Genomic DNA, 26,511 nt, shown 5'->3' on the forward strand with positions numbered 1-26,511 from the left:
TTATTATTTTTCTGTTTCACTTTACTTTGTATTATTCAATTAAGTTGTTTAAAGCAAAGCAAGAACTTGTTCATAAAGGAAAGGAAAAAGGATATAAAACGCTAAAGATAAAGAAAATGTTCTTGATAGGTTTTTATTTTCTGGTAAATAAAGAATCTTAGTGATGTATGTTGTAACGATAACGGCAGTAATAACATGAATTATTAGAAGAAATGGCATAAAGTGATCAATGGTTGAATTCACTGTTACTTGTTCAGAAATTTTTTGTGCATTTTCTTGAATTATTTTCATGTTTATATGGTTGTTATTCCAAAAATTTAGAGTTTTAAAATTTGCTATCGCTGTAAAGAAGATTATAAAAAGATTTCGAATTAGAGCATTTTTTGTTAAAAGAGAACTTAGAAAAACAGCTGTAATTAAACCGAACGATGCGTGAATAACAATTGTTCCTGCAACTTGGAAAGAATCCCAAAAAATATAACTATAATTAATAATATCTTTTAATTCGAATTTTTTAAAAGATGAAAAAATTTCATTTAACGCTACTATAATAATCAAAACTAAAAATGTTTTAGTCATAATAGACTCTATAAAATTTGCACGAGAATTTAATTTTGCTTGTTTTTCTTTAAATTCTTCTTTTTTTTGTTGATGGTAATAATAATGTTCTTGAGCATGATTGTGTTGAATAGCTACATTAAATTCATTATAATAGCCATTTTGTATAAAATTATAGTTTTGTTGTTGAGAGTCTTGAAACTCTTTTTCTCTTTTAAGACGATTTTGTGATAAAGATAAGAACAAGCCAACAACAGGTATTATTCCGCTACCTATTAACAATATAGCTCTTTCAAAAATAACAGCATCAAACAAAATATACATCCTTTCAATAGTTTATGAATTAAGTATACAATTTCCCCAAAAAATATAAAAGAATGTTAATTTGTAAATTGATAAGGAATTTTAATGATGAAAGAAGTATATGATTAATTTTACTGTTCCTTTAATAAAGTTGAATGGTTGGTCATTATGAAACGAATGTGTTTTTACAAAGACCCCACGATAGAAATTTATTATGTGAATTCATTTGGCAGGCCTGTAACATGAACTTGTATTTAATAAATTGAAATAGATATTTCAATCTGTTATAGCTGTCCATGAATTGGCCACATTCTTTGGAAAGTGTAATAGTGTGTATAAATAGCCCTATTTATTTGTACTGTAATCAACTTTTCGTAAGTGTTTTACAAATTTTTCTGAGTGAGGGCTAGTGGATGAATAACCCGTAGAGGTTCAAGTCCTCTCGGCCGCATCAATGATATCAAGGGGGTGAGTCCCTTGTTGTTTTTTGTAACCAAAACTGACCACTTACTTTTATAAAATATGTTATGCCTTTTTGTTTTAATAGCATCCGTTATTTTAAGCGTACAATGTCATTTTATTATGGAATAAAAACAAGTGTCAGTCAGCTTGCTACCATCTGCGGATAAATCATCATTTCTTAAAGTGCCTTCGAATACAAAGCCAAGTTTTTCTGGGATAGCCCGACTTTTGAGGTTTGTGGATTCACACCTTATTTCAATTCTTCTAAATTTGATATTGTTTAATCCGAAGTGAGCTAATTTCTCCACTGCTTCTGTCATATATCCATTTCCACTAAACTTTGTATTTACCCAGTACCCAATCTCACATTTAGGAATGGTCCAGTCAATCCTCTGAAGGCTAGTTGTTCCAATGAAGTTATTGCTGTTTTTATCAAAAATAAGAAAACGGAAACTTTCCCTCTTTAAAAAATTGATATGAGCATTTCTTAAATTGATCTCTGTTTCCTCAACAGTGGGAAGTTCTTGAGCAAATGGCAACCACTCTTTTAATTCAGGAAAGGAATCCTTTATTGCTTGGTTTACAATTTTCCCGTCTCCTGTTTGGTGTGGTGATCGAAGAATGAGTCTTTCTGTTTCTAACTGTAAAGGAATATCTAACAACAAAGGATTCATTTGATTTCTCCTCTCGGAATTTTATATTTTAGTGTGTATGAAGAGTATGCGGTTCAATGTATATGTTGTCAATTTATTGTAGCAGATATTTGATCAATTCTTTAGAATATGAAGGAGAATCTTAAGTAAGTGGACTTTTTGTTTGAGATTGTTCTCTTGTTAGTTGTATTCAAATTTCCAACTAAACAACGAAATCGTAAAGTGGGGTGATTAAATGCTTGGATTACCAAGAGGGGAAGTTTTTTTAGTCCCTTGGTCTGCTGAATGGGTCAAAGAATTTGAGATGGAGAAGAAACAAATTGAAGAAGTTATCGGTCAATACATAGTGGATGTACACCATATTGGAAGTACAGCAATAAATGGTTTGAGTGCAAAGCCAATTATTGATATTGCAATTGAAATCAATCATTTTGTTGACGGAGAACAGTGCGTAACAGCTTTGCAAGGGCTTGGTTATTCATATAGAGGAACCAATGTGTTGCCTGAAAGACACTATTTCAGCAAAGGAGAACCACGTACACACCAAATCCATATGTATCAAACGGGCAATAGATATCTACTTGAACAAATAAATTTTAGAGATTACCTGAGAAGTAACAAACTAGCAAGAAGTGAGTACCAACAGCTTAAACTGAACCTATCAAGTGTAAATAAAAATGACAAACACAAATATGCAGAGGGAAAAACAGAATTTGTTAAGTCGATTTTAGAAAGAATTTAGATACAGCTCTCTGTAAGTGATGAAAAAAACGATTTTATGCACAAAGGGACTCGATGCAAAGAAGAGTTTCTTCTTTCTAATCAACAAATTGCAATTATTACCGATTCATGCTATAATGAAAAGTAATTATTTTTGTTCGGCGTAAAGGATAGTATGAAGATTGACTTTTCGTCTTGAGGGTACTTTGGGCAAGGATAGTATAATACATTGTGTGGTAAACGCACGAGGAGGCAACAATCATGGAACAAGGTACAGTAAAATGGTTTAACGCAGAAAAAGGTTTTGGATTTATCGAACGTGAAGAAGGCGACGATGTATTCGTACATTTCTCAGCTATCCAAGGCGACGGATTCAAATCTTTAGACGAAGGTCAAAAAGTATCATTTGACGTAGAGCAAGGTTCTCGTGGAGCTCAAGCTGCTAACGTTCAAAAAATTGCTTAATCTTCATTCTTTTAAAACAGGTTCTCTACGGAGAGCCTGTTTTTTTGCATGAAAAAACCCTACTCAACGTACAAGTAGGGAGATGGTACAAGGTATTCGTCAAAATTTCATGCTTCAAAGGTTAGTTTAGTATAACATACTGGATTGACAATATGCGGAATTTTCCTAAATAATTTCTTTTTCTTTTCAAAGTGACAGGGCGTGGAGCTATTCGTAGAGAATGCTCAACAAATGAGGGAGAAGGTGGGAGTAAAAAAGTGGTATAAATTTTTAAGAAAAGCTCTTAATCTGTTTTTCGGTAATTCCTTCGATGACTTCCAGTTCACTAATCAAATACTCATAAGCATCATCCAGCATTTTCTTTTCGCTTGAATTGAGTGGTTTTTCTTTTTTCATTCGCAAGAGGTCACGTACAACTTCAGCGCCTTCTTGGATATCGCCTGTTTTGATTTTGTTTGTATTGATTTTATACCTTTCTTTCCAGGACAATAATGAATCTGAGGTTCCATTCTGAAAAATGTGGATAATGTTCTTGATGGCAAGTATATTCGTAACTGCTCTTATATTTGACCCAGACATTTTCTTTGTTGGAATCATCACTTTCATCTGGCTGACGGACATCTTAATGACATAATACTCTTCTGTCTCGGCAGAAAATTTCTTTTCTTCTATGGCTTCAATTATGCCTGTTCCGTGCATTGGATAAACAATGTTATCACCAATTTGAAACATTTCATCCACCTCCATAAATTGTATCTACTATAAGGGTATCACAAATGAAGGTGTAATAACCAAATTTTTAATAATAACATGTTTTTTATTTTTATGTCAATATTTTTTGTGCGAATTTCAGAGGATTTTTGCTGTGAAATGTCCATTGCGTACACCTGTGTAAAAGGAAAAGGTTGAAACATAACAAAAGACCAGCCAATCAGGCTAGTCTCTTAAAACAAATATCAATCACAACGTAGCAATATCAATCACAAACCGGTAACGCACATCACTTTTCAGCACACGTTCATACGCTTCATCAACTTGATTCGCGTTAATCACTTCAATTTGTGGTGCGATGTTGTGAGCAGCTGCGAAATCGAGCATTTCTTGTGTTTCTTGGATGCCGCCAACGAGTGAACCAGCAATGCTGCGACGGCCGGAAATTAATGAAAAGACGTGGAATTGATCCGGCTTAGGCGGTGCACCGACGTTCACCAAGGTTCCATCTACACGGAGTAAGGACAGATAGGCATCCACATTAATGTTGGCAGAGACCGTATTGAGAATGAGGTCATACTGACCGGCTAGTGTCTGAAACGTTTCAGGATCACTTGTAGCAAAATAGTCTTTTGCGCCAAATGATAGTGCTTCTTCTTTTTTATTCAAAGAGCGGCTCAATACCGTCACATCAGCGCCCAGAGCACTCGCGAATTGAATGGCGACATGACCGAGTCCGCCCATTCCGACAATGGCGACCTTTTTTCCAGGACCTGCCTTCCAGTGTTTTAATGGAGAATAAGTGGTAATGCCAGCACAGAGAAGAGGACTAGCGGCATCAAGAGGTAGTTGATCAGGAATGCTGACGACAAATCGCTCTGTCACGACAATCTTTTGACTATAGCCCCCATAAGTCGGTTTCCCGTCATAGTCAAGGTTGTTATAGGTTTGGACGACCCCTTTTGTGCAATACTGCTCGTCTCCATTTTGACAATATTCACAAATGCCGCAGGAATCCACAAAACAACCAACACCTACACGGTCTCCGATCTGAAACTTCGTCACATCATCACCTACAGCTGCAACGACCCCAGCAATCTCATGACCCGGAACCATCGGGAAAATGCCGCCGCCCCATTCATCAAAAGCGCTGTGGATATCTGAATGACAGATCCCGCTAAATTGAATATCAATTAAAATATCATGTGGACGAAGCGCTCTTCGTTCAATGGTCGTCCGTTCAAAATTCGCTTTTGCGCGTGGAACACTTAAAACATTTGATTGGTGCGTCTGACACATTCTTGATCATCCTTTCAAAAATAAGATTCGATTCTTTCTTCTATACTGTACTTCTTAAAGTGAACTATAAGTCAACAGGAAACCTTCTGTAATAACGAATTCAACATTCTTGAATCGAGAATTGAGCCAAAAGCATCTTGCTTTCTTTTTCAAAATGGAGATGATGAGGAAAGGGAGAACGGAAGGTAAGAGAAAGAGGGAGGGCACAATGAAAATAGCACAAGCAGCAAAACAGCTCGATTTATCCACTGCGACACTTAGATATTACGAAAATATTGGTTTGATTAGGGAAATCAAACGTGACGATCAAGGAATTCGTGATTATACAGAGGATGATCTTCAATGGATTGAATTTATCAAGTGTATGAGAAATGCTGGGCTCTCGATTGATGCGCTTAGAGAATATACAGCCTTATTTTTTGAGGATGATGATCATACGTTATCTTCGCGAAAAAACATTTTGATCAATGAACGAGAAAGACTCGTCCAAAAACAAAAGGAAATTGAAGAGACCATTAAACGATTGGATTTCAAAATAGAAAGTTATGAAGATATTATCCACAATCATGAGAAAAAACTCGCTCATCAGCTGAAAACTCATTCTCATTAAACGAAGAAAAACCTGTGACTTGTCACAGGTTTTTTTGATAGAGTTATCTTTTTGTGTAACGCACCCAGTTATAATGTGCGTGGAGCGGGGTAACACCGTTGTAGGAGCCGAGCCATTCATCGACACCTGCACCATTCCACAGGTTCATCATAATTTTCCCTGGTGTTTGAGGAATTTGTGTGGTGGCGGTATGCTTTAATTGTCCATCGACATACCATTTGATGGAGTTTGGCTGCCAGTCAAATGCATACGTGTGATAAGAGTTTGCTGCATCGAAACCAAGGTTGACGATCTTTTCATGATTTCCTACACCATTGGTATAGTAATTAAACTGTACCTTTGTCGTATCTTTTCCTAGAAATTCAATGTCAATCTCATCCCAAGGCGTGCCATCAGTCGGTCCCGTATAAGTGAAGAAAGAAGAGACGATCCCAACATTTTTAGCTGGCTTCATGTTGACTTCGTATAGCCCATAGCCGTACGTTTGAACGGAGCGGTTTTCTCCGCAGTCAAACTTGTTATAGGCGGGACTTGTGAGCGATAAACGCATTTCACCTGCTGAGGTCATCGACACATTATTTGCACGCCACGTACAGTTAAACATGTTTCCATTCGAGTATCCATCGGCTTTTTGCCATAACCCCGTATTATAGTTATTAAAAGGTTCATAAAACGATCCACCCGTTTGTGCCGAGGCACCCACAGTAAATGTGGACAAACTCAAGACTAATCCAGTGACAACCAGCAACAACATTCGTTTCATACGGTACATATTCGCATTCTCCTCTCCTTTTATGGAAGCGCTTTCTTTATTGATCATACATGATTCTTTCAAAAGGGAAAATCGGTCTAAATAATGATAAACAGTGTGCATCATTTAATAGAATTGAAAGAAAGATCATAAGTAAAAAATAATGATTGACAATGCGGACAGTTGTCCGTAAGATAATATCGGGACAATTGTCCTAAGAAAAACCTAAAGTGTTTTGATTTAACACATAGAGATGAGTGTCATGTGGATGAAGGTAAAGAAGGTGTGTATGGTGGAAAAGGATATTGGTGAGGAAATTGAAGAGATCGCATTCTCCTTGTTTCAAGAATTTGGTGTAGAAAATGTCAGCATGCATAAAATTGCGAAAACAGCTGGTGTTGGACAGGGCACTCTATACCGCCGCTACGCCAATAAAAGTGATTTGTGCCTTTCTATCCTTGGGGAGAGATTTGAACAGCTGATCCCAGCTTTGCATCTTTACTTGAGCAAAATAAGTGATCAGCCGGTTCGTGAACGTTTGCGCTATGTTCTCGAAGAAATTCATCTGATCGTCGGTCACCATTTAGACTGGATTCGGATGCTCACAATCTCTGGGAATTTAGAGCAGACAAGTAAAGTGTATGATAGTCATTACAGTCAATCACTCAGACAAATCATTCGTGAATTGCTTGAAGAAGCGAGAGAAAAGGGAGAAGCGAATATACAGGATATAGAACTGACAACGTTATGTATGTCTTCTCCAATGACGCCTGAGCTCATGTTTTATATACATGAATCTGGCTATTCGATCGACAAAATTGCTCAATTTGCAGCAGAAAAACAGATTTTATCCGTCTTTCAATAGACATTAAAGTGGCTCATTTCTGACCACCCTGACTTCCTAAGGTTCATCTAAATTGAAAAAGAAAAGGAGCCAACTTAATATGAACAAAAAGAAAGCAGCAGCTTCTGAAATTCGAACGCTGCCCATTATTATTTCTTTTATCACAGCTGGATTTATTGGCCTGTTCAGTGAAACGGCATTAAACATGGCGCTGAGAAGTTTAACGTTAGACTTTGGAATTGAAGCGACGACTGCTCAGTGGCTGACAACAGGATATTTATTAACACTTGGTATTCTCGTACCGATTTCAGGACTCATTCTTCAATGGTTTACAACAAGACAGCTTTTCATTACGTCGCTCGTCTTTTCGATCATCGGAACATTTATTGCGGCGGTTGCGCCGGTCTTTAGTATTTTAATGGTAGCACGTGTCGTGCAGGCAGTCGGTACAGCATTGCTTCTGCCATTGATGTTTAATACGATTTTGGTCATCATCCCGCCTCATAAACGAGGCCGATCAATGGGGATTATTGGTCTTGTGATTATGTTTGCACCAGCTGTCGGCCCGACAGTCTCTGGTCTTATTTTGAAATCGTTGACTTGGCATTGGATTTTCTGGATTTCACTTCCTTTATTAATGGCTGCACTTGTCTTTGGTTTTATCTTTATGCAAAATATTACAGAACCAACAAGACCGAAAATCGACATCTTATCGATTGTGCTTTCAACCATTGGTTTCGGTGGAATAGTATATGGCTTTAGCAGTGCCGGTGAAGGCGGCGGCTGGAGCAGTATGCATGTCATCGTTGCAATTGTAGTTGGTGTCATAGGGATTCTCGTGTTCTCTTTAAGACAGTTGAACATGAAAGAACCAATGCTGAACTTAAGCCCGTTTAAATATCCGATGTTTGTCATTGGGTTACTTCTGATTTTAGTGTGTATGATGGTGATGCTGTCTGCTATGATGATTTTGCCATTGTATCTGCAAACGTCCTTGGCGCTTTCTACATTTACAGCAGGTTTAATGCTGTTGCCAGGTGGAATTATCAACGGACTGCTATCTCCAATCATGGGTGGTCTATTTGATAAGTTTGGTCCAAAATGGCTTGTCATTCCAGGTCTTGTCATTGTCGCAGCGACGATGTTTGGCTTTACGAATCTAAGTGTGAATACGTCGATTGGATTTATTGTAACTCTTCATATTACCTTAATGATCGGAATCGCGATGATCATGATGCCTGCTCAAACCAATGGATTAAATCAGCTTCCGCCAGAGCTATATCCGCATGGTACAGCGATTATGAATACTTTGCAGCAAGTGTCAGGAGCTATTGGTACTGCGATCGGTATCTCGATCCTTTCATCAGGAACTCGCAGCTTTATGGAAAATGTATCTGATCCCGCAAATCCGGTGAATCAGCTGCTCGCCTTTACAAATGGTGTCCAGCATGCATTTATCTTTGCCGTGATCATGACCGTCATTGGATTGATTATTGCTTTCTTCATTAAACGAGTGAAGGTAGAACAGCAAGTATCATAAGAGAAATGAAAAGCACTGAGGACATAGCGCCGCAGTGCTTTTTTTCAATAAATTAGTCTTTCATCAAATAATAATGTCATTAAATATGAAAATAAATGAAAAAAAAGAGTCGTACATAATGGTTACTATTGAAATTAATGATGTGAGATAATCTGATAAGTTATTTCAATGTTTTTTTAAGGGTTTTAAATATCCCTTATTCACTTTATAAAAAACCGAACTAACCATTATTGGCAGTTCGGTTTTTTGTACGATCAGATATTCCAAATATCTATCTTAATGGTTGTTAATCAGCTATTTACTTTTAGGGTACGTAAATATTCAGAGAATTTCTCAAGACCTGCTTTTAATACATCTGTTGAACATGCGTAACCGATACGAACGTAACCTTCCATATCAAAGCAAGAACCTGGCGTTAAGAATGTGCCATTCGTTTTAAATAGGTCAACGCAAAATTCTTCTGATGAAACAGGGTAATCGTATTTCAGCATAGATGTTGTGCCTGCACGTGGCTTTACGTAGGAGATTGAAGGTTCATTTTGAACCCACTCATCTAAAATAGCCAGATTATCTTTGATAATTTTGCGGCTTCTCCCTAGGACTTTGTCGTAGTTTTTAAGAGCATGAACGGCTAACATATCGTCAAGCACACCACAGCTGATTGTTGTGTAATCACGGTGTTTTATGCATTCAGCGATCACATCACTTGGACCTGCAATCCACCCAAGGCGCAATCCGGCTAATGAAAATACTTTTGACATACTTGATGTACTGATTCCTTTTTCATATAAATCAGCAACAGATGGCACAACAAGGTTATCTTCCTGTAATAGGTTTCTGTATACTTCGTCGCACAGCAAGTAAGCATCACATGAGCGTGCAATTTCTACAATTTCTTCAAGCATTTCTCTCTCAATAATAGCACCTGAAGGATTATTCGGATTGTTGATAATAATCAATTTTGTTTTTTCGTTAATCAGAGACTTTAATTCGTTTAGATCCGGCAGGAAGTTATTTTCTGGTCTCAATGGCAGCAGATCTACATTCGCGCCAAATGAAGCAGGCACATCATATAACTGCTGGTATGTTGGGTGTACAGCAATTACATGATCTCCTGGCTCAATAAGAGAATAGAGCACTAAGAAGTTTGCACCAATTGCTCCATTCATGACAAGTACATTATCAGCTTCAACTGTCTCATACAGGCCAGATACTAAGCTTTTAAACTCTGGAGATCCTTCAATATGTCCGTATGTTAATTTTTTCTTTCCGACTTCATTGAAAAAATCTGCCGGATTTGAGCCGTCGATTCCAATCAACTCATTTACAGTGAAAGATTCAACACATGTTTCCGCGATATTATAAACGGCCTCTTGCTCGTATAAATTCATCCAATGTTCTACAGCAAATGTTTTAATATTCATCCGATTAACTCCTCTGTAAGTATGATCTTATTTTTTTGATACGTAGTCTTTTGGTAAAGAATACTTTCTAAAATCTGCTTATTTAAAAGGCTATCGATCAGTTACAGCTTTGTCGACATCCCAATTTGTTTTTCTTCTGCCTGTTCTAGAACATAGCTCGCTGTCAATAGATCTTGAAGAGAGATGCCTGTACTGTCAAAAACAGTGATATCTTCTGGAGAAATGCGTCCTGGTGCTTGATTTGTAATCACTCCTCCAATTTCCGAAATGATGCTATCTTTTGCGATGATGCCTTTTTTAAATGCAGTTTCAAATTCTCCTACCGTAACAGACTGTTCAAGGTCATCAACGAATATGCGAGCATCAGTTAAAATATTTTCATCAATTTCCTGTTTTCCTGCCATGTCTGCACCCACACATGAAAAATGAGTACCTGGCATTACCCATTCTTTTAGAATAATTGGTTGGCGTGCTGGAGTAGCTGTAATAATAATATCTGCATTTCTCGTAGCTGTTTCAATATCATTAACCGGCGTATACTCAATCTCTATCTTTTGAAGCATTTCTTCATAAACTTCCGGGTTTTGTTCTTTAGTTTGAGCTAACAGCTCTTTTAACTTGCCTTTGATGTCTGCGCAAAACTGACCAGCTCGGTCAAATGAATGAGCATTATACACTCGAACTCTTTTGATATAGTTCATTGTCATTAAAACAGCTAAGATTTGATAAGCCGCAACATGACCTGATCCTACCATAAGCAATTCTTCTGAATCTTTTCTTGCTAAATATTTAGCTCCAATTCCACCAGCTGCTCCGGTGCGCATCATGGTCATATACTCACCGCTCAAGATACCGATTGGAAGGCCTGTACAGCTGTCAAGAACTAAGACAGTACCAACAACAGCAGGAAGGCCTTTAGAAGGGTTGTCCTCGAACCAGGAAACAAGCTTTAAACCGAAAATGCCTGCTCCTGACACTTCTCCTGATTTAATATCCATGTCCGCTTTACCAGGTTCGAACTCGTGAAACACCATTGGAAATAAAGAAGCTTCTTTATTTTCTTTTAAGACGTAAGCTTTTTCTACGATATCGATTACATTTTTCATATCAAGAATAGATTTGATATCTTCATGATTTAAAACTTTAAATGGGTACATAATATTCTCCCTTTCCCTTACTTCGTTAAGCTCTTTATCAATCTATCACAGGATGAAACAAGCTAAAAATTAATTAATTTAATAGTATGCATTAGAAAACTTTAGCGATAAATCATCACCTTAAGAGTAAGGAGATGATTTGGTTTTTTATTGGTGTTTTAAATCAGTCGATTCAATAGTTACCAATAAAAAATGAATGATTCGTATCAAACTTTTAGATTCTCCCGTTAAAATTTTTGATATAATGATTTGATTGCTATTCTCTTCAGAGCATCTTGTCTATGGGGTTATATGGTTAACCTTATATCCTATGTGAAAGATGATTATTTTATATACTTTTGGTTAGGAGCTTTTGTAGGCTATAAAAAACATAGATAGTGAGATGAAGGTTAAATGGAACTCAGAAATCTAAAAACTTTTCAAGTAGTAGCCAATGAATTGAATATGACCAAAGCTGCAAAGATCTTAAAATATACTCAACCCACTATTACTTTGCAAATTCAAGTATTAGAAAGGGAACTAAACCATTCTCTATTCACCCGTATTGGAAAAAAAACGTTTTTGACGCCTGCTGGAAAAAAATTAAAGCAGCATACAGATAGATTATTTGAATTAATGGAATATATGGAAAGAGACATGGAAGAGTTAAATGGTCCTTCCGGAAGTCTAACTATTACAGCTTCAGAATATTATTGTACGAATCACCTTTCCCTACTGCTTAGTTCTTATACAAAATTGCATAAACAAGTTAAGCTGCGCCTCATGCCAGCAAACAGCCTTATAGCTGTCGATAAAATTTTAAATAATGAAGCAGATATTGGGATTGTTGCAGGGGAAGTTGATTCCTCAGAATTAGAAAAGTTTGTTTTAGAAAGGGAAAAGGCGGTGTTGGTTGTCTCCGCCGATCTTACCAAAAATCGCTCTAAAGAAGAGGTTATAGAATCCTTTCCGTTTCTCGCTTATCATGAACATTGCGGTTTTAGCTCAATTACAGAGCAGTGTTTTTCTGAAATTAACACCCGTCCATCTTCTATCATTGAATGCGGGGGAAGTGATGAAACGATTAGGCGGGCAGTTTTAAATAAAACCGGAATCGCCTTGCTTGGTGAAAATATGATTAAAGAGGAATTAGCAGAGGGTATTCTTATCCCTTTGCATTACTGTGAAAAACCAATTGAAACATCTGTCGTATATTTAAAAAGTCGTTCAGAAGGACCAACCATTCAATCTTTCTGTGAATTGCTCAAAGAAACTTGGTTTGCAGTTACAGATTGATCGTATTTTAGATTATCTTCTTTTTTTCATTCTCTTAGTATCGTGTGTTAAATTCAGTGTGTTACTTAGCTTTATTGATTAGTTTAGCTAATGAACGTATACCTTCTTCAATGTCTTCTCTTTTTTATTTTGATTATTCCAGTAAGGTGCTGCTGTTTCAGTAGAAGGAAAAGAGGAAAAAGGAACGAATGAGTTAAGAAGAAATGAATAAGATAGGAGTCTGAGATCATGAACTTAGAAGAACAAATCAAAATCGCTGCTTCATTACGCCAGCCATCTGAAGGTTCATTAGCGAGTCAATCGGAACTAAAGCCAGTAAATCCTCCTGATGTGAACAAAATGGAATATGACATTCCAACAAGTGCTGGCGAAACAAAGGTGTGGGTGTTTAAACCAGTGAACACATCAAAGCAGCCGCTTCCTGTTTTTGTGAATTTACATGGTGGCGGATTTATCATGGGCAGTGCTGAAATGGATAATCCATGGTGTCCAGTCATTGCAGACCGGGCGCAATGTATCGTGGTCAATGTCGAGTATCAGCTTGCTCCTGAGCACCCTTTCCCAGCGGCTCTTCATGAATGCTACGATGTACTGAAGTGGCTGTATGACCACCCTGATGAACTTCAAATCGATCGGACTGCATTAGCCATTGGCGGACATAGTGCAGGAGGAAATTTGGCAACGGCTGCTTGTCTATTGAATATTCAAAAAGGAAATACACTCCCAATTGTTTATCAGGTGCTCGATTATCCACCGCTTGATCTAGCCACTGATCCAGCACAAAAGCCAGCGTTTGAAGAAGCGATTCCAGTTGAATTGGCGAGACTCTTTAATTCCTTCTATCTGCAAGGCCAAGATCCGCGCAATCCGCTCGTTTCTCCGGTTTTTGCAGATCGTTCATCCTTGGCACAAATGCCTCCAGCTCTCGTCATCACAGCAGAGAAGGATTCGCTGGCTGAAGAAGCTGAGCAATATGCTGCCAAGTTAAAAGAAGCTGGGATAGACGTCACGTATAAACAATTTAAAGGAGTTCCACACGGCTTCACGCACGCCGGAGATTTAGCCATAGCTGAAGAAGCTTGGCATTTGATGGGGGATCAGCTAAAGAAGGCGTTTGAATAAAAAAAGCAGAGTGATTCAAAAGCACAGGAGACAATGGGCCTGTGCTTTTCTTATTGTTTCTGAAAAAAGCGTCAGATATCTTTCCTCATTGTCGATATAATAGAAAAAATAGATGATTTCTAAAAAAGGAGCTAATGAAATGAAAAAAGAACAGCTGCAGGCATTTTGTCTTTCCTTAAAAGGAACAACCCATGATTATCAACCTGAGTGGCAGGCAGATCGTTATCATATTGGCGGAAAGATGTTTGCTATGATGGGGGGAGATGCGAATCGAAAGCCTGTCATCACTTTAAAATGTGATCCTCTTCGTGCTGAAGAACTAAGAGAGATGCATGAAGGAATTATCCCTGGCTACTATATGAATAAGACTCATTGGAATTCCATTTACCTTGATGCAGACATTCCATCCTCATTTGTAGAGGAGTTAATCGAACATTCCTATCAATTGGTTTTTCAAAAATTAACAAAAAAATCTCAGCATGACATCCTCCAAAATGATTCAAAAGGAAGTAACTGAGGAGCTGTATCTAAGTTGACATGATACCCTTTGACTCTCTTCAAAATTGACTTGAGTAAAATGCTGTCGTTATAATTTAACCAGTTAGAAGACGCGAATAGGGGGATGTAAAATGGGCTATACAGTCATTACAGGAGCAAGCTCAGGTATTGGATATGAGGCGGCTCTCGCCTTTGCAGCACGAGGGAAAAACCTTATATTAGCTGCACGCCGGCTCAATAAACTCCAGGAATTGAAGAAAAAGATTCATGATCAATTTCCCGATATCAAAGTAGTCATACAGTCAGTTGATTTAACAAACATAGAGCAAGTGTATTCATTTTATGAATCATTGTCAGATTATGAGCTGGATACGTTCATTAATAATGCAGGGTTTGGTCACTTTGGCTCTATAGGAGAACAAGATTTAAGTAAAATTGGGGATATGCTTCATCTGAATATCGAAGCATTAACGATTCTATCCACCTTATTTGTTCGTGATTATGAGCAAGTAGAGGGAGCTCAGCTCATTAACATTTCTTCACGAGCAGGCTATACAGTCGTTGGCAATGCCGTCACCTATTCAGCAACGAAGTTTTACGTGAGCGCCTTTACAGAAGGACTGGCCCTAGAATTGAAAGAAAAAGGTGCCAAATTACAGGCAAAAGTATTAGCGCCATCCGCGACAGAATCAGAATTTGCAAAGCGTTCATTGGATGTAGACGAATTTGAATATGAAGGCAATTTCAAGAAATATCATACATCAAAAGAAATGGCTGCTTGTATGCTTGAGCTTTATGACAGTGAAAAAACAGTCGGTATTGTGGACGGAAAGACATTCGAATTTGAATTGAAAGATCTAATCTTTTCACACGCAGGTTCAATGAAGAAATAACGATTCCCATCACTGAGGTAGATATCCTCAGTGATTTTTTTATGGCATGATTGACTGTGTGGTCAAGCATATTTGGAGCACTTAAAATGCGTAATAAATCAGGTAAAAACAACCTATACATTAAATATTTTTTGCTGTAGTAAAGACATATATTAAAATATGAAAACCACTCAGAATAAAACCTGAGTGGTCTTTGTTCGTTTAAATGTCATTAAAATCTAATCCAAGGTTCTTTTTCAATTGAATCTCTAAGTAATCTCTTTTTAAAAATTTACCGTTTCGAAATTCTGGAGAAAAGATTTTAGGATTGAACAACTCTAGCCCGTTTTCAATCCAATGTTTTCTCCATATGATATGGGACTTTTCAACAATTTCTTGGTCTGTTAACCCTTCATGATCAAATTCATCACAATCAAAATCATCTACTCCAAACTCAAAACCGCAACATGGACAAATTTCGTTACTACCTGCAAAATCGGAATAGTAAGGTCTTTCTTCTAATTCATTATAGCCGCAAATTAAACAAACGTTTTTATTCATTTCTACTGGTCCTTCCAATAATTAATTCCTCTTTTAGGTTTGAAAAAAGTGATAATGACATCTTTATCTTTTTGTTTCTCTACAGATAAAAATTCATTTGTTTTTTTATTATATTTATAATAACGGTGTTTACCATTAAATTTTTTCTTGCTTTTCTTTTCTAAAATATTGTTGCTCTTACTTGCTCCTAATAGTTTGCGTGCTTTATTTAAATACTCAGATTTGGTAATGTTACCAAATTCTTTTTTGTGTTTCTTATAATGATAGTCTAGCCGCGACATACTCACTTTTTTGACTGCGTTTGAAGTAGTGGTTTTCTTACCATGTTTTTTAACAGCATTTTTAACAGCAGTTTTACCAAACTTCTTTATTGCTTGGTTAATTCCAACACGAGCAATATAGATTGCTACGACTACTAAAGGATACCATGATGCTTGAATTTGTGAGTCACTTACTGTGTACTCTTCACCAGTTTCAATATCCACTAATAAGAGATGAGGTTCGCTTTTTTCAGCAACATCAATATCTGCTATTTCAAAATTATATTTTACAGTCTCTTTTGTGTCTTCATCAACAATTTCAGCCTCAACCATTGGTAATTGTTCTGATTCTTGAGATAAAATCACTTTACTGTTGATCAATAAATTTTCGTTTTCAACACTTACTTCAAGTTCCTGTTCATTATTCGTGTTTTTAATGACCTCTGTACTATGCAATTCCCCCGTGTTTTGTAGAGTGTTAATATCATTTGAATTAATTTCATCATGTTCATTTGAATTCATGGTCGCATTAGAAATGCTAGGTCCAATAATTGAAAATATCATTACTAAACTTATTACTTTAATAATATTCTTAAACATCATAAACTCCTAATTCTTATTTAATAATAGGCCATAACCATAGGTTGAATCTCGTTCGTCATTATTCAGAGTTTGAGTTTTTTGTTTTAATCTGTGAAGAATATCTTTAAAAGATAGCGAAAAGTCATCTGGTATTAGCTTGGAAATATACCCTGTAGCATTTGCTGTAGCAAAAGAAGTACCGCTTAAAACTTTAACTTCAGCCAATTTTTTTATTTTCACTGTTTCTACATCGACACCAAGAGAAACAAAGTCGATTTTTCCTTTAGCTGCAAATTTATATATCTTATTTTTAGAATCAACAGCAGAAATAGAAATCACGTTATTATAACGAGCAGGATAATCACTTTTTAAACCAAATTTATTACCTGCAGCAGCTATAATTAAAATATTATGACTAACGACTTCATCAATCTTTTTTTGTAGTTTTACATTATTCTCAGAAAGACCAAAACTCATATTGATGAGATTCACTTTGTTGTCAATACACCAATCTAATGCTTTGATTAAAGTTTCTACACTTGTGTTTCCATTCTCGTCTAAAATATTTCCATCATAAAAATCTATGTTCTCATTGTTTTTATTAATAATTTCAGCAATAGCAGAACCATGTCCGAAAGAATCCATCACTGTTTTCTTATTATCAAAGCGCTTTATCACAGAAACATCAACATGATTTACGTCAATACCGCTATCAATGACTGCTATTTTAATGTTGTGATCATTTTTAGGTATGTAAATGAAAACAATAGTGATTATTATGAACAAGAAAAGAAAAATAAACTTTATTTTCATATTCCCTCCTTTATAGTATATTCTACTCACGTAATTATTTTTTTCCATATGTAAATAATTTTGTTAAGGTAAAATTAAGGTTAAATGGGTTATTTTTATAATTTAGTTTTATGTTTTAAAGTAATTCATTAAAAATATAAGGAGTATTCCCAGTATTTGGTTCTATATCTTTAGCCTCATGCCGATGAATGAAGGTATGGTATAAAGTAAAGCCTATAGAAAGAGATTTAGCCATGAAATCCATCAAATGAGGAAAAGAGATGATCCAATGAACATGACAAAATGGTTAGGTGCTGTCCTTCTTTCTGTTTTATTACTAGTGACAGCAGCTTGTGCGAACACAGGCACTCAAGAGAATACTCAAAGCGAAAAAGAAAACGTATCCAGTAAAACAAAAGAGAAAAACAATGCGGTTGAAACAGGGAATAAGTCCTTATCAAATATTAAGGTATTAGCCACAGGCGGGACGATTGCTGGCAGTTCAGATAGTGATACAGATACGACGGGCTATAAATCTGGTGCACTTGGCATCGATAAAGTCATTGCTTCAGTTCCACAGCTGAAGGATATTGCAAATGTCACTGGTGAGCAGGTTGCGAATGTTGGAAGTGAAAATGTGGATGACGCTCTTCTTTTAAAATTAGCCAAACGAGTGAATGAGCTATTAAAAGATGATCAAGTGGATGGCATTGTCATCACGCATGGAACAGATACACTTGAAGAAACAGCTTACTTTCTAAATCTGGTGGTCAAAAGTGATAAGCCTGTTGTGGTCGTTGGCTCAATGAGACCAGCGTCGGCTATCAGTGCAGATGGCCCGCTTAACTTGTATCATGCGGTAAAAATTGCATCCACCAAAGAAGCTAAAGGCAAAGGAGTCATGGTCACATTAAATGATCGAATTGCTTCGGCTCGATTTATTACGAAAGCAAACACGACCACAACTGATGCCTTCAAGTCACTTGAGCAAGGATACATCGGAGTAGTTACTGGTGAAGTGGTGTCCTTTTATAACGAACCGACAAGAAAACATACGACTGAAAGCGATTTTGATGTATCGAAGATAAAAGAATTGCCACAAGTCGATATTTTATACGGCTATCAAAATGATCAAAAATATATGTATGATGCTGCAGTAAAAGCAGGAGCAAAAGGGATTGTTGTAGCCGCAGCAGGAAATGGAACGATGTCAACAGAAGCCATCAAAGGAGCAACAGATGCAGTGAAAAAAGATGTGGTTCTCGTGCGATCAAGCCGTACAGGTAATGGAATTGTCACCCACGAAAAAACGGATGATGAACATCACTTTGTGTCGTCTGATTCATTAAACCCGCAAAAAGCACGTATTCTGCTCATGCTTGCACTGACGAAGACAAAGGATCCAGATAAAGTGCAGAGGTATTATGAACAATATTAATAAAGAAAAAGACCCGAGTCATATCGGGTCTTTTTTCATGCAAGTTTCTGATGTTCAGCCCGCTCCTTTAAAGAGCGTAATATATTTCGCCAAATATCGTCTACATCAGTAAGAAAGTGCCCTGCTTGATCTATATAATGGGTTTTGACGTTTGGAATCGCCCGAGCTATTTTTTCTATTTCTACAAATGGAGCCATCGTATCTTCTTTTCCATGCCAGACATCAACAGGGATTTGAATATCTTTCATATCGAAGGCCCATGGTTTCGAAAGTAAAACGGGTTCATGAATACATTCATCCACCGATTGACGAGTCGCTTCGTGTAAATGTGTCATCATCATTTCTAACTGCTCATCGGTTTGAAGGAATTGCCGATCCCATGGATGTAAATGCTTGTTCCCGTTTTTGGCCAGCTTCTTAAATTTCTCTGGTTTGTTCTCAATCATTTTTTTCTGGGAACGATAGCTTGCTTTCAATAGCCAAGGAAACTTCTCACTAAGGAAAAAGGCTAATTTATTTTCTTTCAGCATGCTTTTCGGCGGTTTTCCGCCCTGAAAAGGGGTTGTACTTGAGATCAGAGCGGCTGAAAGGACGCGATCCGGCAATTGATAGGCACAACCAGCTGCGAATGCACCGCCTCCAGATACACCCATCACTGAAAAATGTTGAATGCCAAGATTATCTGCCACTTCCTGCACGTCTATTGCCCAGTCTAAAATTGTGCGGTCAGGTAGTGGGGTGGATAAACCAAATCCAGGTCGATCTAAACAGATGAGACGAATGCCGAGCTTTTGAGAGATTGGATCATCATCTAAAAACATCACTCTTGATCCAGGTGTTCCATGAAAAAAGAAAATTGGAAACCCCGAAAGATCACCGTATTGAATCAAACCGATGTGCCGGCCATCTTGTAAATGAATCCTTGTCATATTTTCAGCCCCTTAATAGTTTAGTTAACTTAAATGTCGGGGAGAGAAACACCGTATTAAGGCGCTTCTTTCGCAATCTGATAGATTTTTTCGTATAGAGATAGTAATGTTTTTAAATCTTCTTTTGGAAGCTTTGCATAATATTTTTGAATTAGATGCAATTGAATGTCTTCTGTATTCTTGTGATAGTCATGGCCCTTTTGAGCACAATCAACAATGATTTCTCTTCGGTTATGCGGATTAATTTCTCGTGTGACATAGCCGAGCTGCTCAAGCCTTGATACAAGCTGGCTAGCTGCGCTGGCAGAAATCGAAAAGTAATCAGCTAATTCATTGATTGTTCTCGTTTTCGTACGCAGCAACTCAAGCGTCAGCTCTTGTTTGGCTGATAAATCTGCATACTCATATTTTAAACATCGCTGATACTCTTCTACATAAATTGAGCCTAGAGCATTCGAGTATTCAATGATTTTTTTACTGTAATGAATAATTTCCTCATCCAATGACATCACCTCTATTCTATTATAGGCAATTTTTATATTTAAGTGAAGTTAAATATAAAGGAAAATTAAATGAATGATGAACACGTAGTAGGTCAAGGCAGCCATGAAAAGGTCGCAGAAGAAAAATGCGTATAAGTCCTTTTTAGTGATAACGCAGATGACTGTTTTGTTTGTTTTTACATGAATTACGCCTTATGAATCGATGCCATTTTCATTGTATTATGAGGAAAATCCATTTATAATAAAAAATAAACCAACTGGTCGGTTTTATTTTGTTCACATTAAGAAATGTAGGGTAGAAAGGGATTGTGACACATGACAAGTACCCAAAGCGGGGCTGGAAAGAGTGAGAAGACGAAGCAAAAAATCGTCACCGCTTCTCGTGATTTATTTGCGAAAAAAGGTTATTCAGAAACATCCGTGCGCGATATTTTAGAGGCTGCTGAGGTGAGTAAAGGTAATCTCTATCACCATTTCAAAGGAAAAGAGTTTTTGTTTCTTCATATTATGGAAGAGGATCATCGTTTGATGATGGAAACGTGGCATGAGGAAAAGAAAACACTGAACCGAGCTATTGATAAGCTTGCGGGATTTGCAGAGCTGCTCAGTCAAATAGGGATTAACTACCCATTAATGAGAGCGAGTGAGGAATTTTGTGCCAGCGCCTTTACATCAGATGAAGTCATGGAACGGCTGAACAAGATTGATGTCGATTTTGATGATGTGATGAGAGATATCTTACTTGAAGGAAACAAAGATGGCAGCTGGTCGATCCAACATGTGGAGTCAAAAGTGAAAATATTACTTTCCGTTTTTTATGGATTAGACGTGTTATATAAAAATGACACCATTGAGCAGAAGAAAGAGTTACAAAAAGAGGCGATCTCATTGTTTATTCACGGAATCAACCATCATGAGTAACAAGTGAGTCAGTAAAGGGGAAACAAACATCATGCAAAAACCGATTCGTGAGCAAAAAGCTGTACTCGTTATTCTATTAAGTAATATATTTATTGCGTTTTTAGGCATTGGTCTCATTATTCCTGTCATGCCGCTATTCATGAATGTGATGCATCTAACAGGGAGTACGATGGGATATCTTGTGGCGGCATTTGCCGTTGCTCAGCTCATCGCATCACCGATTGCAGGGAGATGGGTAGACCGCTACGGAAGAAAGATTATGATTGTGTCTGGGCTGTTCCTATTCGCGTTATCAGAACTCGTTTTTGGTCTTGGAACACACGTGTACGTTCTGTATGTTGCAAGGCTTCTAGGCGGAATTAGTGCGGCATTTATCATGCCTGCTGTCACTGCGTATGTCGCAGATATTACGACCGTTCAAGAAAGATCAAAGGCGATGGGCTATGTTTCTGCGGCCATTAGTACTGGTTTTATCATTGGCCCGGGAATTGGCGGGTTTATTGCAGAATACGGCGTACGCCTGCCATTCTTCTTTGCAGCAGGGATTGCGTTTATTGCTGTCATTTCGTCTATGTTTATGCTGAAGGAGCCTTTAACAAAAGAAGAGCGAGAGAAGCAAATGAATGAAGTGAAAGAATCGACTTTCTTTAAAGATTTGAAAAAATCGATTCATCCAAGCTACCTCATTGCCTTTATCATTGTATTTGTCCTCGCATTTGGACTATCTGCATATGAAACAGTCTTTAGCTTGTTCACAAATCATAAGTTTGGATTTGGTCCAAAAGATATTGCCGTGATCATTACCGTCAGCTCGATTGTGGCAGTCATCATCCAAGTACTTGTGTTTGGTAAACTGGTAAATACCCTAGGAGAAAAAAGAGTCATTCAGCTATGTCTGATTATCGGGGCTGTCCTTGCTTTCGTTTCAACCGTTGTGTCAGGCTTTTTGGTTGTCTTGATTGTCACATGTGTTATTTTCCTTGCGTTTGATTTATTGCGTCCAGCATTAACGACCTTCTTATCGAAAATCGCTGGCAACCAGCAAGGATTTGTCGCAGGAATGAACTCCACCTACACAAGCCTAGGCACGATTTTCGGGCCGGCACTTGGCGGCATCTTATTTGACCAAAATATTCACTTCCCATTTCTATTCGCAGGTGTTGTCTTATTTCTTGGATTAGGCTTAACCCTGATTTGGAAGGGAAAAGTGACAGAAGAGGCAGCGGCAGAATAATGAGAGACCTTTTAAATAAGGTCTCTTTTTTAAATTGCGCTATTGATGCAGAAGAATTCCTTTTGCTGAAAAGAGTCCTGTATGTCAGCAGCTTTTTCTTTATAATGGAAGGAAAGGAGGAAAAATCGTGCATCTCTTGGAACGGCAAAAGACACCAGCAATGAAAGAAGGAATTAAGCAGATCGATCCGGCATATCCAGTGTTTGTAGATGCGGTCATGGATGGCATGATACAAGGACATCTTTATGTAGATAATGAAGCACATCCGCTTGTATATTTTCTCGAAGCTCCATGCGGCATTTATTATGTGGCAGGAAGGAGTGAAGCGGAGCTGTTACGCTGTTCAGTCTTTATTGTGGATGTGTACGAAAGGCAGAAAAGACAAAATGCCCGGTTCACCATATTTTCAGCAAATCCATCAACAGATGCGATGATGAAAAAATGTCTTGGGTCACATTTGAATGAGATGGAAAGACATGCGTACGTTTATTCACAGACACATTCTCATGTCACAGCGTCTCATCCAGGCTATAGAGTAGAGCGGACAAATGAGCAGGTGATGACTGCAAGCAGGGCTTTTCCTCCTAGCTATTACGAAGCCTATTGGGGAGAAACAGCTCGCTTTCTATCAAAGGGAATCGGGATTGCCATTTTAGATGGAGAGAACGTGGTGAGTGAGTGTGTCTCTATTTTTTCAAGTGAAGATCGTGCAGAGATAGATATTTGGACAGATGAGACTTATCGAGGAAAAGGTTTGGCGCTGCTGGCAGCTCAGCATATGATCAGCATCTGTCTTGAAAAAAAGAGGACACCGCATTGGGATTGCGATGTCCATCACCTTGCTTCAATCAAACTAGCAGAGAAGTTAGGCTTTCAGAGGATCAAAACCTATCGATTGTTTTATGGTTCATGATGAGAAGGTCTTGAGATACCAAGCATCCATTGCAGAATGCTCAGAGCCTTCAAGCGGTTTTGAAAGAAGAGAAAAGCCGTATCGCTGATAAAGGCCTATAGCCGCTGTTAATTCCCGGCGGGTTTCTAAATAACACGCTTCGTAGTATGTAGAGGCATATTCCAGCGCCGTATCCATCAGTTTTTTGCCCACACCTTTTCCTTGTGCTTTTGGACTTAAATAAAGCTTTTGTAATTCACATACTCCATTTGTGAATGGAGCAATCCCTACACCACCCACAATCTCACCATGCTCTTCAGCAATCCAATAGGCTGCATGAGTCAATGATTGATAGTATTCGAAAAGCTGGTCAAGTTGGGGGTCAGTGTAGGCTGTTCCTTCAATTGCTAGATTCGCTGATTCTAGTGACTGGCGGATAATCGCTGCGATATACGGATTGTCTTTTTGCTCGATGGGTCTAATGTTCATTTGAAGTACCTCCGTTGTTAAAGGTTCAAAAAAGAGAATGGGAGTTGATATCACATGTTCTGGCTGCAAACAGCTATTTTTACAATCGTTATTTTGTGTCTCTCATGGTGGGCAGGGAAAAGAAGCCGGCAGCGTCATGCGGGGTTCATTGTCCCTATATGCTTGATTTTATTTGGTTTGGTTTTATTGATTGTCAGTCTCTTTATTGGTAGATGGGAAGGCATGGCGCTCAGTCTATCAAGCGTCTCTATCGTTCTCTCTTCCATCATTTGTTTAATCATCGTCACTGGGATTCAATTTTTTAAAAAAGATGACCCTTCTTAAGCAGGAGCATCTGTATTCATCATGTTTTTATATTCTTCACGAAGGATGCCCATGATGATGACATCTGAGTATGTACCGTTGAAATAGAGCGCTTGGCGTCTTTTTCCTTCATATTGAAATCCGGCTTTCTCGTAGCTTCGAAAGGCCCTTGGATTGTGGGAAAAGACTTCAAGCTCAAGACGGTTGAGTTCTAATGTGTCAAAGGCAAATGCTTGAACCATCCGAACAGCTTCAGTGCCATAGCCCTTTTGAAAATGCTCCGGCCCGTGAAGCGCAATGCGGAAGCTTGCCGTATGATTGATTGGATCAATGTCCACAATCGCCGCATCTCCAATCATCTCTTTCGTATCCAGCAGACAAATGGCGAAATCTCGTCTGCTGTCATCCTGCAAAAAACGGGTATAGGCGGATCGAATTTCTTCTAGTGTGAACGTTTTTGGTGTGCCAGTCATATGAAGTGTTTCTGCATGCTGGCACCCTCTTTGAATACCAGGATAATCTTGCTCTTCAATCGGTCTCAAAAATATACGAGTCATGACGGATCACCCTCCTCTATATATCGAGAGATTTCAATTAAATTCAGATCAGGATCACGGATATAAACAGATTCAATGGGACCTAATGTACCGGTGCGTCTGACCGGCCCCTCTTCAATCGGGACCACTTGCTTCCGAAGGTGCAGCAGCAAACTGTCCATGTCTAAATCGGTGATAAAGCACAAATCATGAGATCCAGGAAGAGGATGAGCCGCTTTTGGCTCAAATTCATGACCAGCTTCATGAAGGTTGATCTTCTGTAAACCAAAACGAAGCGCTTTACGGCCTTCACCAAAAGTTTCTTCCTTCATCCCTAATACGTTTGTATAAAAGCGAATGGTGTCCTCCATATGTTGTACAGTCAACACGATATGATCAAGTCGTCGTATCATCAGTCTCTCCTCCAAGTATGATCATTGATTGAACTGACTCTATTATATCATCACCTAAAGAGGATACCTTATTTAATCACGGTTTTATAGCTCCAGCTTTCCAAGGACATTTCCTTTCCGCGCAATACCCTTTCATCAAACTCCATCCAGCCATTTTTCCGGTAGAAATGACGATTGGCCTCGTTGTGTGTAATCAGTGTGAACAGTCCGCCGCCTTGCCGGGCGATAAAGGGAAAAAGGCATTGCTTTAACATGCGGCTTCCGAGTTTTTTTCCTTGTTGGTCTTTTGCCACGACAAGTGCTTCTAAATACCAGTAAGGCTTCTTTAAGGAAGAACACGCTTTTTTCGCCTCCTTTAAAACACGGAACACATGCTGAATGGCCGATATACCGCCAGTGAAGAGCAGCTTTAACCCACCTGACAATACATAATTCATGACGCCTGGTTCAGGAAGATGCGGATGCTTTAAAAGGGCAGCAGACACAACCTTCTCGTTCTCAACCCCGACAAAACAGATTTGATGCTGAAAATACACCTTTGTATTGACCAAATGCAGCTGACGAGCGAAAGCAGAGCGCTTTGAGACCTTTTCACATAATAAGTCAAAAAATGAATAGTCCTGAAACGAATCATCTAACAACTCTGCCACTTGAGGCAGTTCATCCTCTCTGGCAAGTCTGAAATGAAGCATATGATGGCCTCCTTTTTTGAACAGATATATATTATTGAACATGTGTTGATTATAATAAGAAGTAAAGAGATCGAACATCGGCAATGCATGATAACCTGTTCATAATTAGACAGTTAGGGCCTGATTGTTCAAAAACGGAGGGGATTTCATGAAGGACAGACGAACAATCAAAACAAAAAGAGCCATTCGGGAAAGCTTCCTTGAGCTGTTAAAGGAAAAGGAAGTGCAGCAGATTACGGTATCAGAGCTATCAAGGAAAGCGGATTTAGGCAGGGGAACCTTTTATTTGCACTATCAAGATGTGTTTGATTTATATGAACAGCTTGAGAAAGAACTATTCGATCAGCTCGGGGGGTTATATGATGAAACCTTTCCAAGTCAGGACCCTCTTGATATGCTTTCCTTTTTAAACAAAACGACTGAATACTTGAAAGAGAATCAGTATATGTTGATGTTATTTGTAAAACCAAATGGACCAACGACCAATCAATTCAAAGCCTTTTTCAAAGAAAAAATCATGAAAGAGTGGCAGCTTGATCAGCGTCCTATTACAGAGAATGAACAAATAGAGGCCTCTTTTGTCGTATCTGGTGTCGTGGGGGTACTAGAGGAATGGATTCATGAAGAAATGACCATTGATGCCGGCAAGCTCGCGCAAAAATTATACGAGCTTCTCGTCAAGGTGGAACAGGAATCGTAAAA

At 38.1% G+C, this 26,511-nt stretch carries 31 protein-coding genes; 15 read left to right on the forward strand and 16 right to left on the reverse strand.

Annotated elements, in window-relative coordinates:
* Positions 1 to 48: 48 nt before the first annotated feature.
* Entirely contained in the window at positions 49 to 873 is an 825-nt protein-coding gene (locus tag C9414_RS17530) for a hypothetical protein (protein ID WP_107164179.1), read from the reverse strand.
* Positions 874 to 1,433: 560 nt separating this feature from the next.
* Positions 1,434 to 1,997 carry a GNAT family N-acetyltransferase gene (locus C9414_RS17535; protein WP_107164180.1) on the reverse strand — a complete coding sequence of 188 codons (564 nt, stop codon included), beginning with the start codon at positions 1,995 to 1,997 and terminating at the stop codon, positions 1,434 to 1,436.
* Between the two features lie 214 nt (positions 1,998 to 2,211).
* On the opposite strand from C9414_RS17535, the gene C9414_RS17540 reads away from it, so the two are divergent.
* On the forward strand, positions 2,212 to 2,718 hold the full coding sequence (locus C9414_RS17540; RefSeq protein WP_107164181.1) for a GrpB family protein: 507 nt from the start codon (positions 2,212 to 2,214) through the stop codon (positions 2,716 to 2,718).
* A gap of 239 nt (positions 2,719 to 2,957) precedes the next feature.
* Positions 2,958 to 3,161, forward strand: coding sequence for a cold shock protein CspC (gene cspC, locus C9414_RS17545; RefSeq protein WP_008346765.1), 204 nt, complete (start codon positions 2,958 to 2,960; stop codon positions 3,159 to 3,161).
* A gap of 270 nt (positions 3,162 to 3,431) precedes the next feature.
* On the opposite strand, the gene C9414_RS17550 is transcribed toward cspC, so the two are convergent.
* Complete coding sequence (locus C9414_RS17550; RefSeq protein WP_107164182.1) at positions 3,432 to 3,893, reverse strand: CarD family transcriptional regulator; 462 nt, start codon at positions 3,891 to 3,893, stop codon at positions 3,432 to 3,434.
* A 228-nt stretch (positions 3,894 to 4,121) separates the two neighbouring features.
* Complete coding sequence (locus C9414_RS17555; protein ID WP_107164183.1) at positions 4,122 to 5,171, reverse strand: NAD(P)-dependent alcohol dehydrogenase; 1,050 nt, start codon at positions 5,169 to 5,171, stop codon at positions 4,122 to 4,124.
* Between the two features lie 208 nt (positions 5,172 to 5,379).
* Between C9414_RS17555 and C9414_RS17560 the strand changes: the two genes are divergently transcribed.
* Positions 5,380 to 5,781 (forward strand): MerR family transcriptional regulator, encoded by a 402-nt coding sequence (locus C9414_RS17560; protein ID WP_047202480.1) that lies wholly within the window; start codon positions 5,380 to 5,382, stop codon positions 5,779 to 5,781.
* 43 nt (positions 5,782 to 5,824) lie between these two features.
* Here the strand turns inward: C9414_RS17560 and bglS are convergent, their stop codons facing one another.
* Positions 5,825 to 6,553 carry a beta-glucanase gene (gene bglS / locus C9414_RS17565; RefSeq protein WP_107164184.1) on the reverse strand — a complete coding sequence of 243 codons (729 nt, stop codon included), beginning with the start codon at positions 6,551 to 6,553 and terminating at the stop codon, positions 5,825 to 5,827.
* 247 nt (positions 6,554 to 6,800) lie between these two features.
* Here bglS and C9414_RS17570 point away from each other — a divergent pair, with 247 nt between their 5' ends.
* Together C9414_RS17570 and C9414_RS17575 are read left to right on the forward strand one after the other, a co-directional pair.
* Complete coding sequence (locus C9414_RS17570) at positions 6,801 to 7,397, forward strand: TetR/AcrR family transcriptional regulator (protein WP_224930346.1); 597 nt, start codon at positions 6,801 to 6,803, stop codon at positions 7,395 to 7,397.
* Between the two features lie 79 nt (positions 7,398 to 7,476).
* A complete protein-coding gene (locus tag C9414_RS17575; RefSeq protein ID WP_047202478.1) occupies positions 7,477 to 8,916 on the forward strand; it encodes a DHA2 family efflux MFS transporter permease subunit in 1,440 nt (479 codons plus the stop codon).
* 290 nt (positions 8,917 to 9,206) lie between these two features.
* Here C9414_RS17575 and C9414_RS17580 read toward each other — a convergent pair whose 3' ends face one another.
* The gene (locus tag C9414_RS17580) at positions 9,207 to 10,340 is read right to left on the reverse strand and encodes an aminotransferase (protein ID WP_107164185.1); all 1,134 of its coding nucleotides are present in this window, start codon (positions 10,338 to 10,340) and stop codon (positions 9,207 to 9,209) included.
* Positions 10,341 to 10,441: 101 nt separating this feature from the next.
* On the reverse strand, positions 10,442 to 11,497 hold the full coding sequence (locus tag C9414_RS17585) for an ornithine cyclodeaminase family protein (RefSeq protein ID WP_107164186.1): 1,056 nt from the start codon (positions 11,495 to 11,497) through the stop codon (positions 10,442 to 10,444).
* Between the two features lie 393 nt (positions 11,498 to 11,890).
* Between C9414_RS17585 and C9414_RS17590 the strand changes: the two genes are divergently transcribed.
* From C9414_RS17590 to C9414_RS17605, 4 genes are all read left to right on the forward strand, one after another.
* Entirely contained in the window at positions 11,891 to 12,772 is an 882-nt protein-coding gene (locus C9414_RS17590) for a LysR family transcriptional regulator (protein ID WP_106025664.1), read from the forward strand.
* 228 nt (positions 12,773 to 13,000) lie between these two features.
* Positions 13,001 to 13,894, forward strand: coding sequence for an alpha/beta hydrolase (locus tag C9414_RS17595; protein ID WP_107164187.1), 894 nt, complete (start codon positions 13,001 to 13,003; stop codon positions 13,892 to 13,894).
* A 139-nt stretch (positions 13,895 to 14,033) separates the two neighbouring features.
* Positions 14,034 to 14,411, forward strand: a complete 378-nt coding sequence (locus C9414_RS17600) for an MmcQ/YjbR family DNA-binding protein (RefSeq protein WP_058837436.1) — start codon at positions 14,034 to 14,036, stop codon at positions 14,409 to 14,411.
* A 112-nt stretch (positions 14,412 to 14,523) separates the two neighbouring features.
* Complete coding sequence (locus C9414_RS17605) at positions 14,524 to 15,285, forward strand: SDR family NAD(P)-dependent oxidoreductase (protein ID WP_059376090.1); 762 nt, start codon at positions 14,524 to 14,526, stop codon at positions 15,283 to 15,285.
* Between the two features lie 201 nt (positions 15,286 to 15,486).
* On the opposite strand, the gene C9414_RS17610 is transcribed toward C9414_RS17605, so the two are convergent.
* From C9414_RS17610 to C9414_RS17620, 3 genes are read right to left on the reverse strand one after another with little or no spacing between them, the layout of a single operon-like run.
* Positions 15,487 to 15,843 (reverse strand): hypothetical protein, encoded by a 357-nt coding sequence (locus tag C9414_RS17610; protein WP_080967148.1) that lies wholly within the window; start codon positions 15,841 to 15,843, stop codon positions 15,487 to 15,489.
* Positions 15,828 to 16,685 carry an SAR2788 family putative toxin gene (locus C9414_RS17615; RefSeq protein WP_052773103.1) on the reverse strand — a complete coding sequence of 286 codons (858 nt, stop codon included), beginning with the start codon at positions 16,683 to 16,685 and terminating at the stop codon, positions 15,828 to 15,830. The genes C9414_RS17610 and C9414_RS17615 overlap by 16 nt, the downstream gene beginning before the upstream one ends.
* 9 nt (positions 16,686 to 16,694) lie before the next feature.
* Positions 16,695 to 17,480, reverse strand: a complete 786-nt coding sequence (locus tag C9414_RS17620; RefSeq protein WP_052773102.1) for a S8 family peptidase — start codon at positions 17,478 to 17,480, stop codon at positions 16,695 to 16,697.
* 268 nt (positions 17,481 to 17,748) lie between these two features.
* On the opposite strand from C9414_RS17620, the gene C9414_RS17625 reads away from it, so the two are divergent.
* A complete protein-coding gene (locus C9414_RS17625; protein WP_107164188.1) occupies positions 17,749 to 18,897 on the forward strand; it encodes a type II asparaginase in 1,149 nt (382 codons plus the stop codon).
* 35 nt (positions 18,898 to 18,932) lie between these two features.
* On the opposite strand, the gene C9414_RS17630 is transcribed toward C9414_RS17625, so the two are convergent.
* Positions 18,933 to 19,826 (reverse strand): alpha/beta fold hydrolase, encoded by an 894-nt coding sequence (locus tag C9414_RS17630; RefSeq protein WP_107164189.1) that lies wholly within the window; start codon positions 19,824 to 19,826, stop codon positions 18,933 to 18,935.
* Positions 19,827 to 19,882: 56 nt separating this feature from the next.
* Positions 19,883 to 20,335 carry a MarR family winged helix-turn-helix transcriptional regulator gene (locus C9414_RS17635; RefSeq protein WP_107164190.1) on the reverse strand — a complete coding sequence of 151 codons (453 nt, stop codon included), beginning with the start codon at positions 20,333 to 20,335 and terminating at the stop codon, positions 19,883 to 19,885.
* 309 nt (positions 20,336 to 20,644) lie between these two features.
* On the opposite strand from C9414_RS17635, the gene C9414_RS17640 reads away from it, so the two are divergent.
* The 3 genes from C9414_RS17640 (at position 20,645) to C9414_RS17650 (ending at position 23,397) form a co-directional block, all read left to right on the forward strand.
* Positions 20,645 to 21,250 carry a TetR/AcrR family transcriptional regulator gene (locus tag C9414_RS17640; RefSeq protein WP_107164191.1) on the forward strand — a complete coding sequence of 202 codons (606 nt, stop codon included), beginning with the start codon at positions 20,645 to 20,647 and terminating at the stop codon, positions 21,248 to 21,250.
* Between the two features lie 31 nt (positions 21,251 to 21,281).
* Positions 21,282 to 22,484, forward strand: a complete 1,203-nt coding sequence (locus C9414_RS17645) for an MFS transporter (RefSeq protein ID WP_058837406.1) — start codon at positions 21,282 to 21,284, stop codon at positions 22,482 to 22,484.
* Positions 22,485 to 22,611: 127 nt separating this feature from the next.
* Positions 22,612 to 23,397: a GNAT family N-acetyltransferase gene (locus tag C9414_RS17650; protein WP_107164192.1), complete on the forward strand. Its 786-nt coding sequence runs from the start codon at positions 22,612 to 22,614 to the stop codon at positions 23,395 to 23,397.
* Here the strand turns inward: C9414_RS17650 and C9414_RS17655 are convergent.
* Positions 23,392 to 23,865, reverse strand: coding sequence for a GNAT family N-acetyltransferase (locus C9414_RS17655; RefSeq protein ID WP_047204140.1), 474 nt, complete (start codon positions 23,863 to 23,865; stop codon positions 23,392 to 23,394). The genes C9414_RS17650 and C9414_RS17655 overlap by 6 nt on opposite strands.
* Before the next feature lie 54 nt (positions 23,866 to 23,919).
* Between C9414_RS17655 and C9414_RS17660 the strand changes: the two genes are divergently transcribed.
* Complete coding sequence (locus C9414_RS17660) at positions 23,920 to 24,189, forward strand: YesK-like family protein (protein WP_039176789.1); 270 nt, start codon at positions 23,920 to 23,922, stop codon at positions 24,187 to 24,189.
* Here C9414_RS17660 and C9414_RS17665 read toward each other — a convergent pair.
* The 3 genes from C9414_RS17665 to C9414_RS17675 form a co-directional block, all read right to left on the reverse strand.
* Positions 24,186 to 24,725 carry a GNAT family N-acetyltransferase gene (locus C9414_RS17665; RefSeq protein ID WP_107164193.1) on the reverse strand — a complete coding sequence of 180 codons (540 nt, stop codon included), beginning with the start codon at positions 24,723 to 24,725 and terminating at the stop codon, positions 24,186 to 24,188. The genes C9414_RS17660 and C9414_RS17665 overlap by 4 nt on opposite strands.
* Complete coding sequence (locus C9414_RS17670) at positions 24,722 to 25,117, reverse strand: VOC family protein (RefSeq protein ID WP_024425420.1); 396 nt, start codon at positions 25,115 to 25,117, stop codon at positions 24,722 to 24,724. The genes C9414_RS17665 and C9414_RS17670 overlap by 4 nt, the downstream gene beginning before the upstream one ends.
* A gap of 68 nt (positions 25,118 to 25,185) precedes the next feature.
* The gene (locus C9414_RS17675; RefSeq protein ID WP_107164194.1) at positions 25,186 to 25,809 is read right to left on the reverse strand and encodes a GNAT family N-acetyltransferase; all 624 of its coding nucleotides are present in this window, start codon (positions 25,807 to 25,809) and stop codon (positions 25,186 to 25,188) included.
* A gap of 148 nt (positions 25,810 to 25,957) precedes the next feature.
* Between C9414_RS17675 and C9414_RS17680 the strand changes: the two genes are divergently transcribed.
* A complete protein-coding gene (locus C9414_RS17680; protein WP_107164195.1) occupies positions 25,958 to 26,509 on the forward strand; it encodes a TetR/AcrR family transcriptional regulator in 552 nt (183 codons plus the stop codon).
* Positions 26,510 to 26,511: the final 2 nt, after the last annotated feature.

The organism is Bacillus sp. Nf3 (assembly GCF_003028545.1).
Taxonomy (GTDB): domain Bacteria; phylum Bacillota; class Bacilli; order Bacillales; family Bacillaceae; genus Bacillus; species Bacillus safensis.

Coding starts and splice junctions, on each gene's coding strand:
- C9414_RS17645 (WP_058837406.1), top strand. CDS start 21,282: ATGCAAAAACCGATTCGTGAGCAAAAAGCTGTACTCGTTATTCTATTA.
- C9414_RS17590 (WP_106025664.1), top strand. CDS start 11,891: ATGGAACTCAGAAATCTAAAAACTTTTCAAGTAGTAGCCAATGAATTG.
- C9414_RS17630 (WP_107164189.1), bottom strand. CDS start 19,826: ATGACAAGGATTCATTTACAAGATGGCCGGCACATCGGTTTGATTCAA.
- cspC (WP_008346765.1), top strand. CDS start 2,958: ATGGAACAAGGTACAGTAAAATGGTTTAACGCAGAAAAAGGTTTTGGA.
- C9414_RS17635 (WP_107164190.1), bottom strand. CDS start 20,335: ATGTCATTGGATGAGGAAATTATTCATTACAGTAAAAAAATCATTGAA.
- C9414_RS17675 (WP_107164194.1), bottom strand. CDS start 25,809: ATGCTTCATTTCAGACTTGCCAGAGAGGATGAACTGCCTCAAGTGGCA.
- C9414_RS17550 (WP_107164182.1), bottom strand. CDS start 3,893: ATGTTTCAAATTGGTGATAACATTGTTTATCCAATGCACGGAACAGGC.
- C9414_RS17540 (WP_107164181.1), top strand. CDS start 2,212: ATGCTTGGATTACCAAGAGGGGAAGTTTTTTTAGTCCCTTGGTCTGCT.
- C9414_RS17575 (WP_047202478.1), top strand. CDS start 7,477: ATGAACAAAAAGAAAGCAGCAGCTTCTGAAATTCGAACGCTGCCCATT.
- C9414_RS17640 (WP_107164191.1), top strand. CDS start 20,645: ATGACAAGTACCCAAAGCGGGGCTGGAAAGAGTGAGAAGACGAAGCAA.
- C9414_RS17680 (WP_107164195.1), top strand. CDS start 25,958: ATGAAGGACAGACGAACAATCAAAACAAAAAGAGCCATTCGGGAAAGC.
- C9414_RS17580 (WP_107164185.1), bottom strand. CDS start 10,340: ATGAATATTAAAACATTTGCTGTAGAACATTGGATGAATTTATACGAG.
- C9414_RS17615 (WP_052773103.1), bottom strand. CDS start 16,685: ATGTTTAAGAATATTATTAAAGTAATAAGTTTAGTAATGATATTTTCA.
- C9414_RS17620 (WP_052773102.1), bottom strand. CDS start 17,480: ATGAAAATAAAGTTTATTTTTCTTTTCTTGTTCATAATAATCACTATT.
- C9414_RS17560 (WP_047202480.1), top strand. CDS start 5,380: ATGAAAATAGCACAAGCAGCAAAACAGCTCGATTTATCCACTGCGACA.
- C9414_RS17665 (WP_107164193.1), bottom strand. CDS start 24,725: ATGACTCGTATATTTTTGAGACCGATTGAAGAGCAAGATTATCCTGGT.
- C9414_RS17535 (WP_107164180.1), bottom strand. CDS start 1,997: ATGAATCCTTTGTTGTTAGATATTCCTTTACAGTTAGAAACAGAAAGA.
- C9414_RS17605 (WP_059376090.1), top strand. CDS start 14,524: ATGGGCTATACAGTCATTACAGGAGCAAGCTCAGGTATTGGATATGAG.
- bglS (WP_107164184.1), bottom strand. CDS start 6,553: ATGTACCGTATGAAACGAATGTTGTTGCTGGTTGTCACTGGATTAGTC.
- C9414_RS17600 (WP_058837436.1), top strand. CDS start 14,034: ATGAAAAAAGAACAGCTGCAGGCATTTTGTCTTTCCTTAAAAGGAACA.
- C9414_RS17585 (WP_107164186.1), bottom strand. CDS start 11,497: ATGTACCCATTTAAAGTTTTAAATCATGAAGATATCAAATCTATTCTT.
- C9414_RS17625 (WP_107164188.1), top strand. CDS start 17,749: ATGAACATGACAAAATGGTTAGGTGCTGTCCTTCTTTCTGTTTTATTA.
- C9414_RS17660 (WP_039176789.1), top strand. CDS start 23,920: ATGTTCTGGCTGCAAACAGCTATTTTTACAATCGTTATTTTGTGTCTC.
- C9414_RS17555 (WP_107164183.1), bottom strand. CDS start 5,171: ATGTGTCAGACGCACCAATCAAATGTTTTAAGTGTTCCACGCGCAAAA.
- C9414_RS17655 (WP_047204140.1), bottom strand. CDS start 23,865: ATGAACATTAGACCCATCGAGCAAAAAGACAATCCGTATATCGCAGCG.
- C9414_RS17595 (WP_107164187.1), top strand. CDS start 13,001: ATGAACTTAGAAGAACAAATCAAAATCGCTGCTTCATTACGCCAGCCA.
- C9414_RS17670 (WP_024425420.1), bottom strand. CDS start 25,117: ATGATACGACGACTTGATCATATCGTGTTGACTGTACAACATATGGAG.
- C9414_RS17570 (WP_224930346.1), top strand. CDS start 6,801: ATGAAGGTAAAGAAGGTGTGTATGGTGGAAAAGGATATTGGTGAGGAA.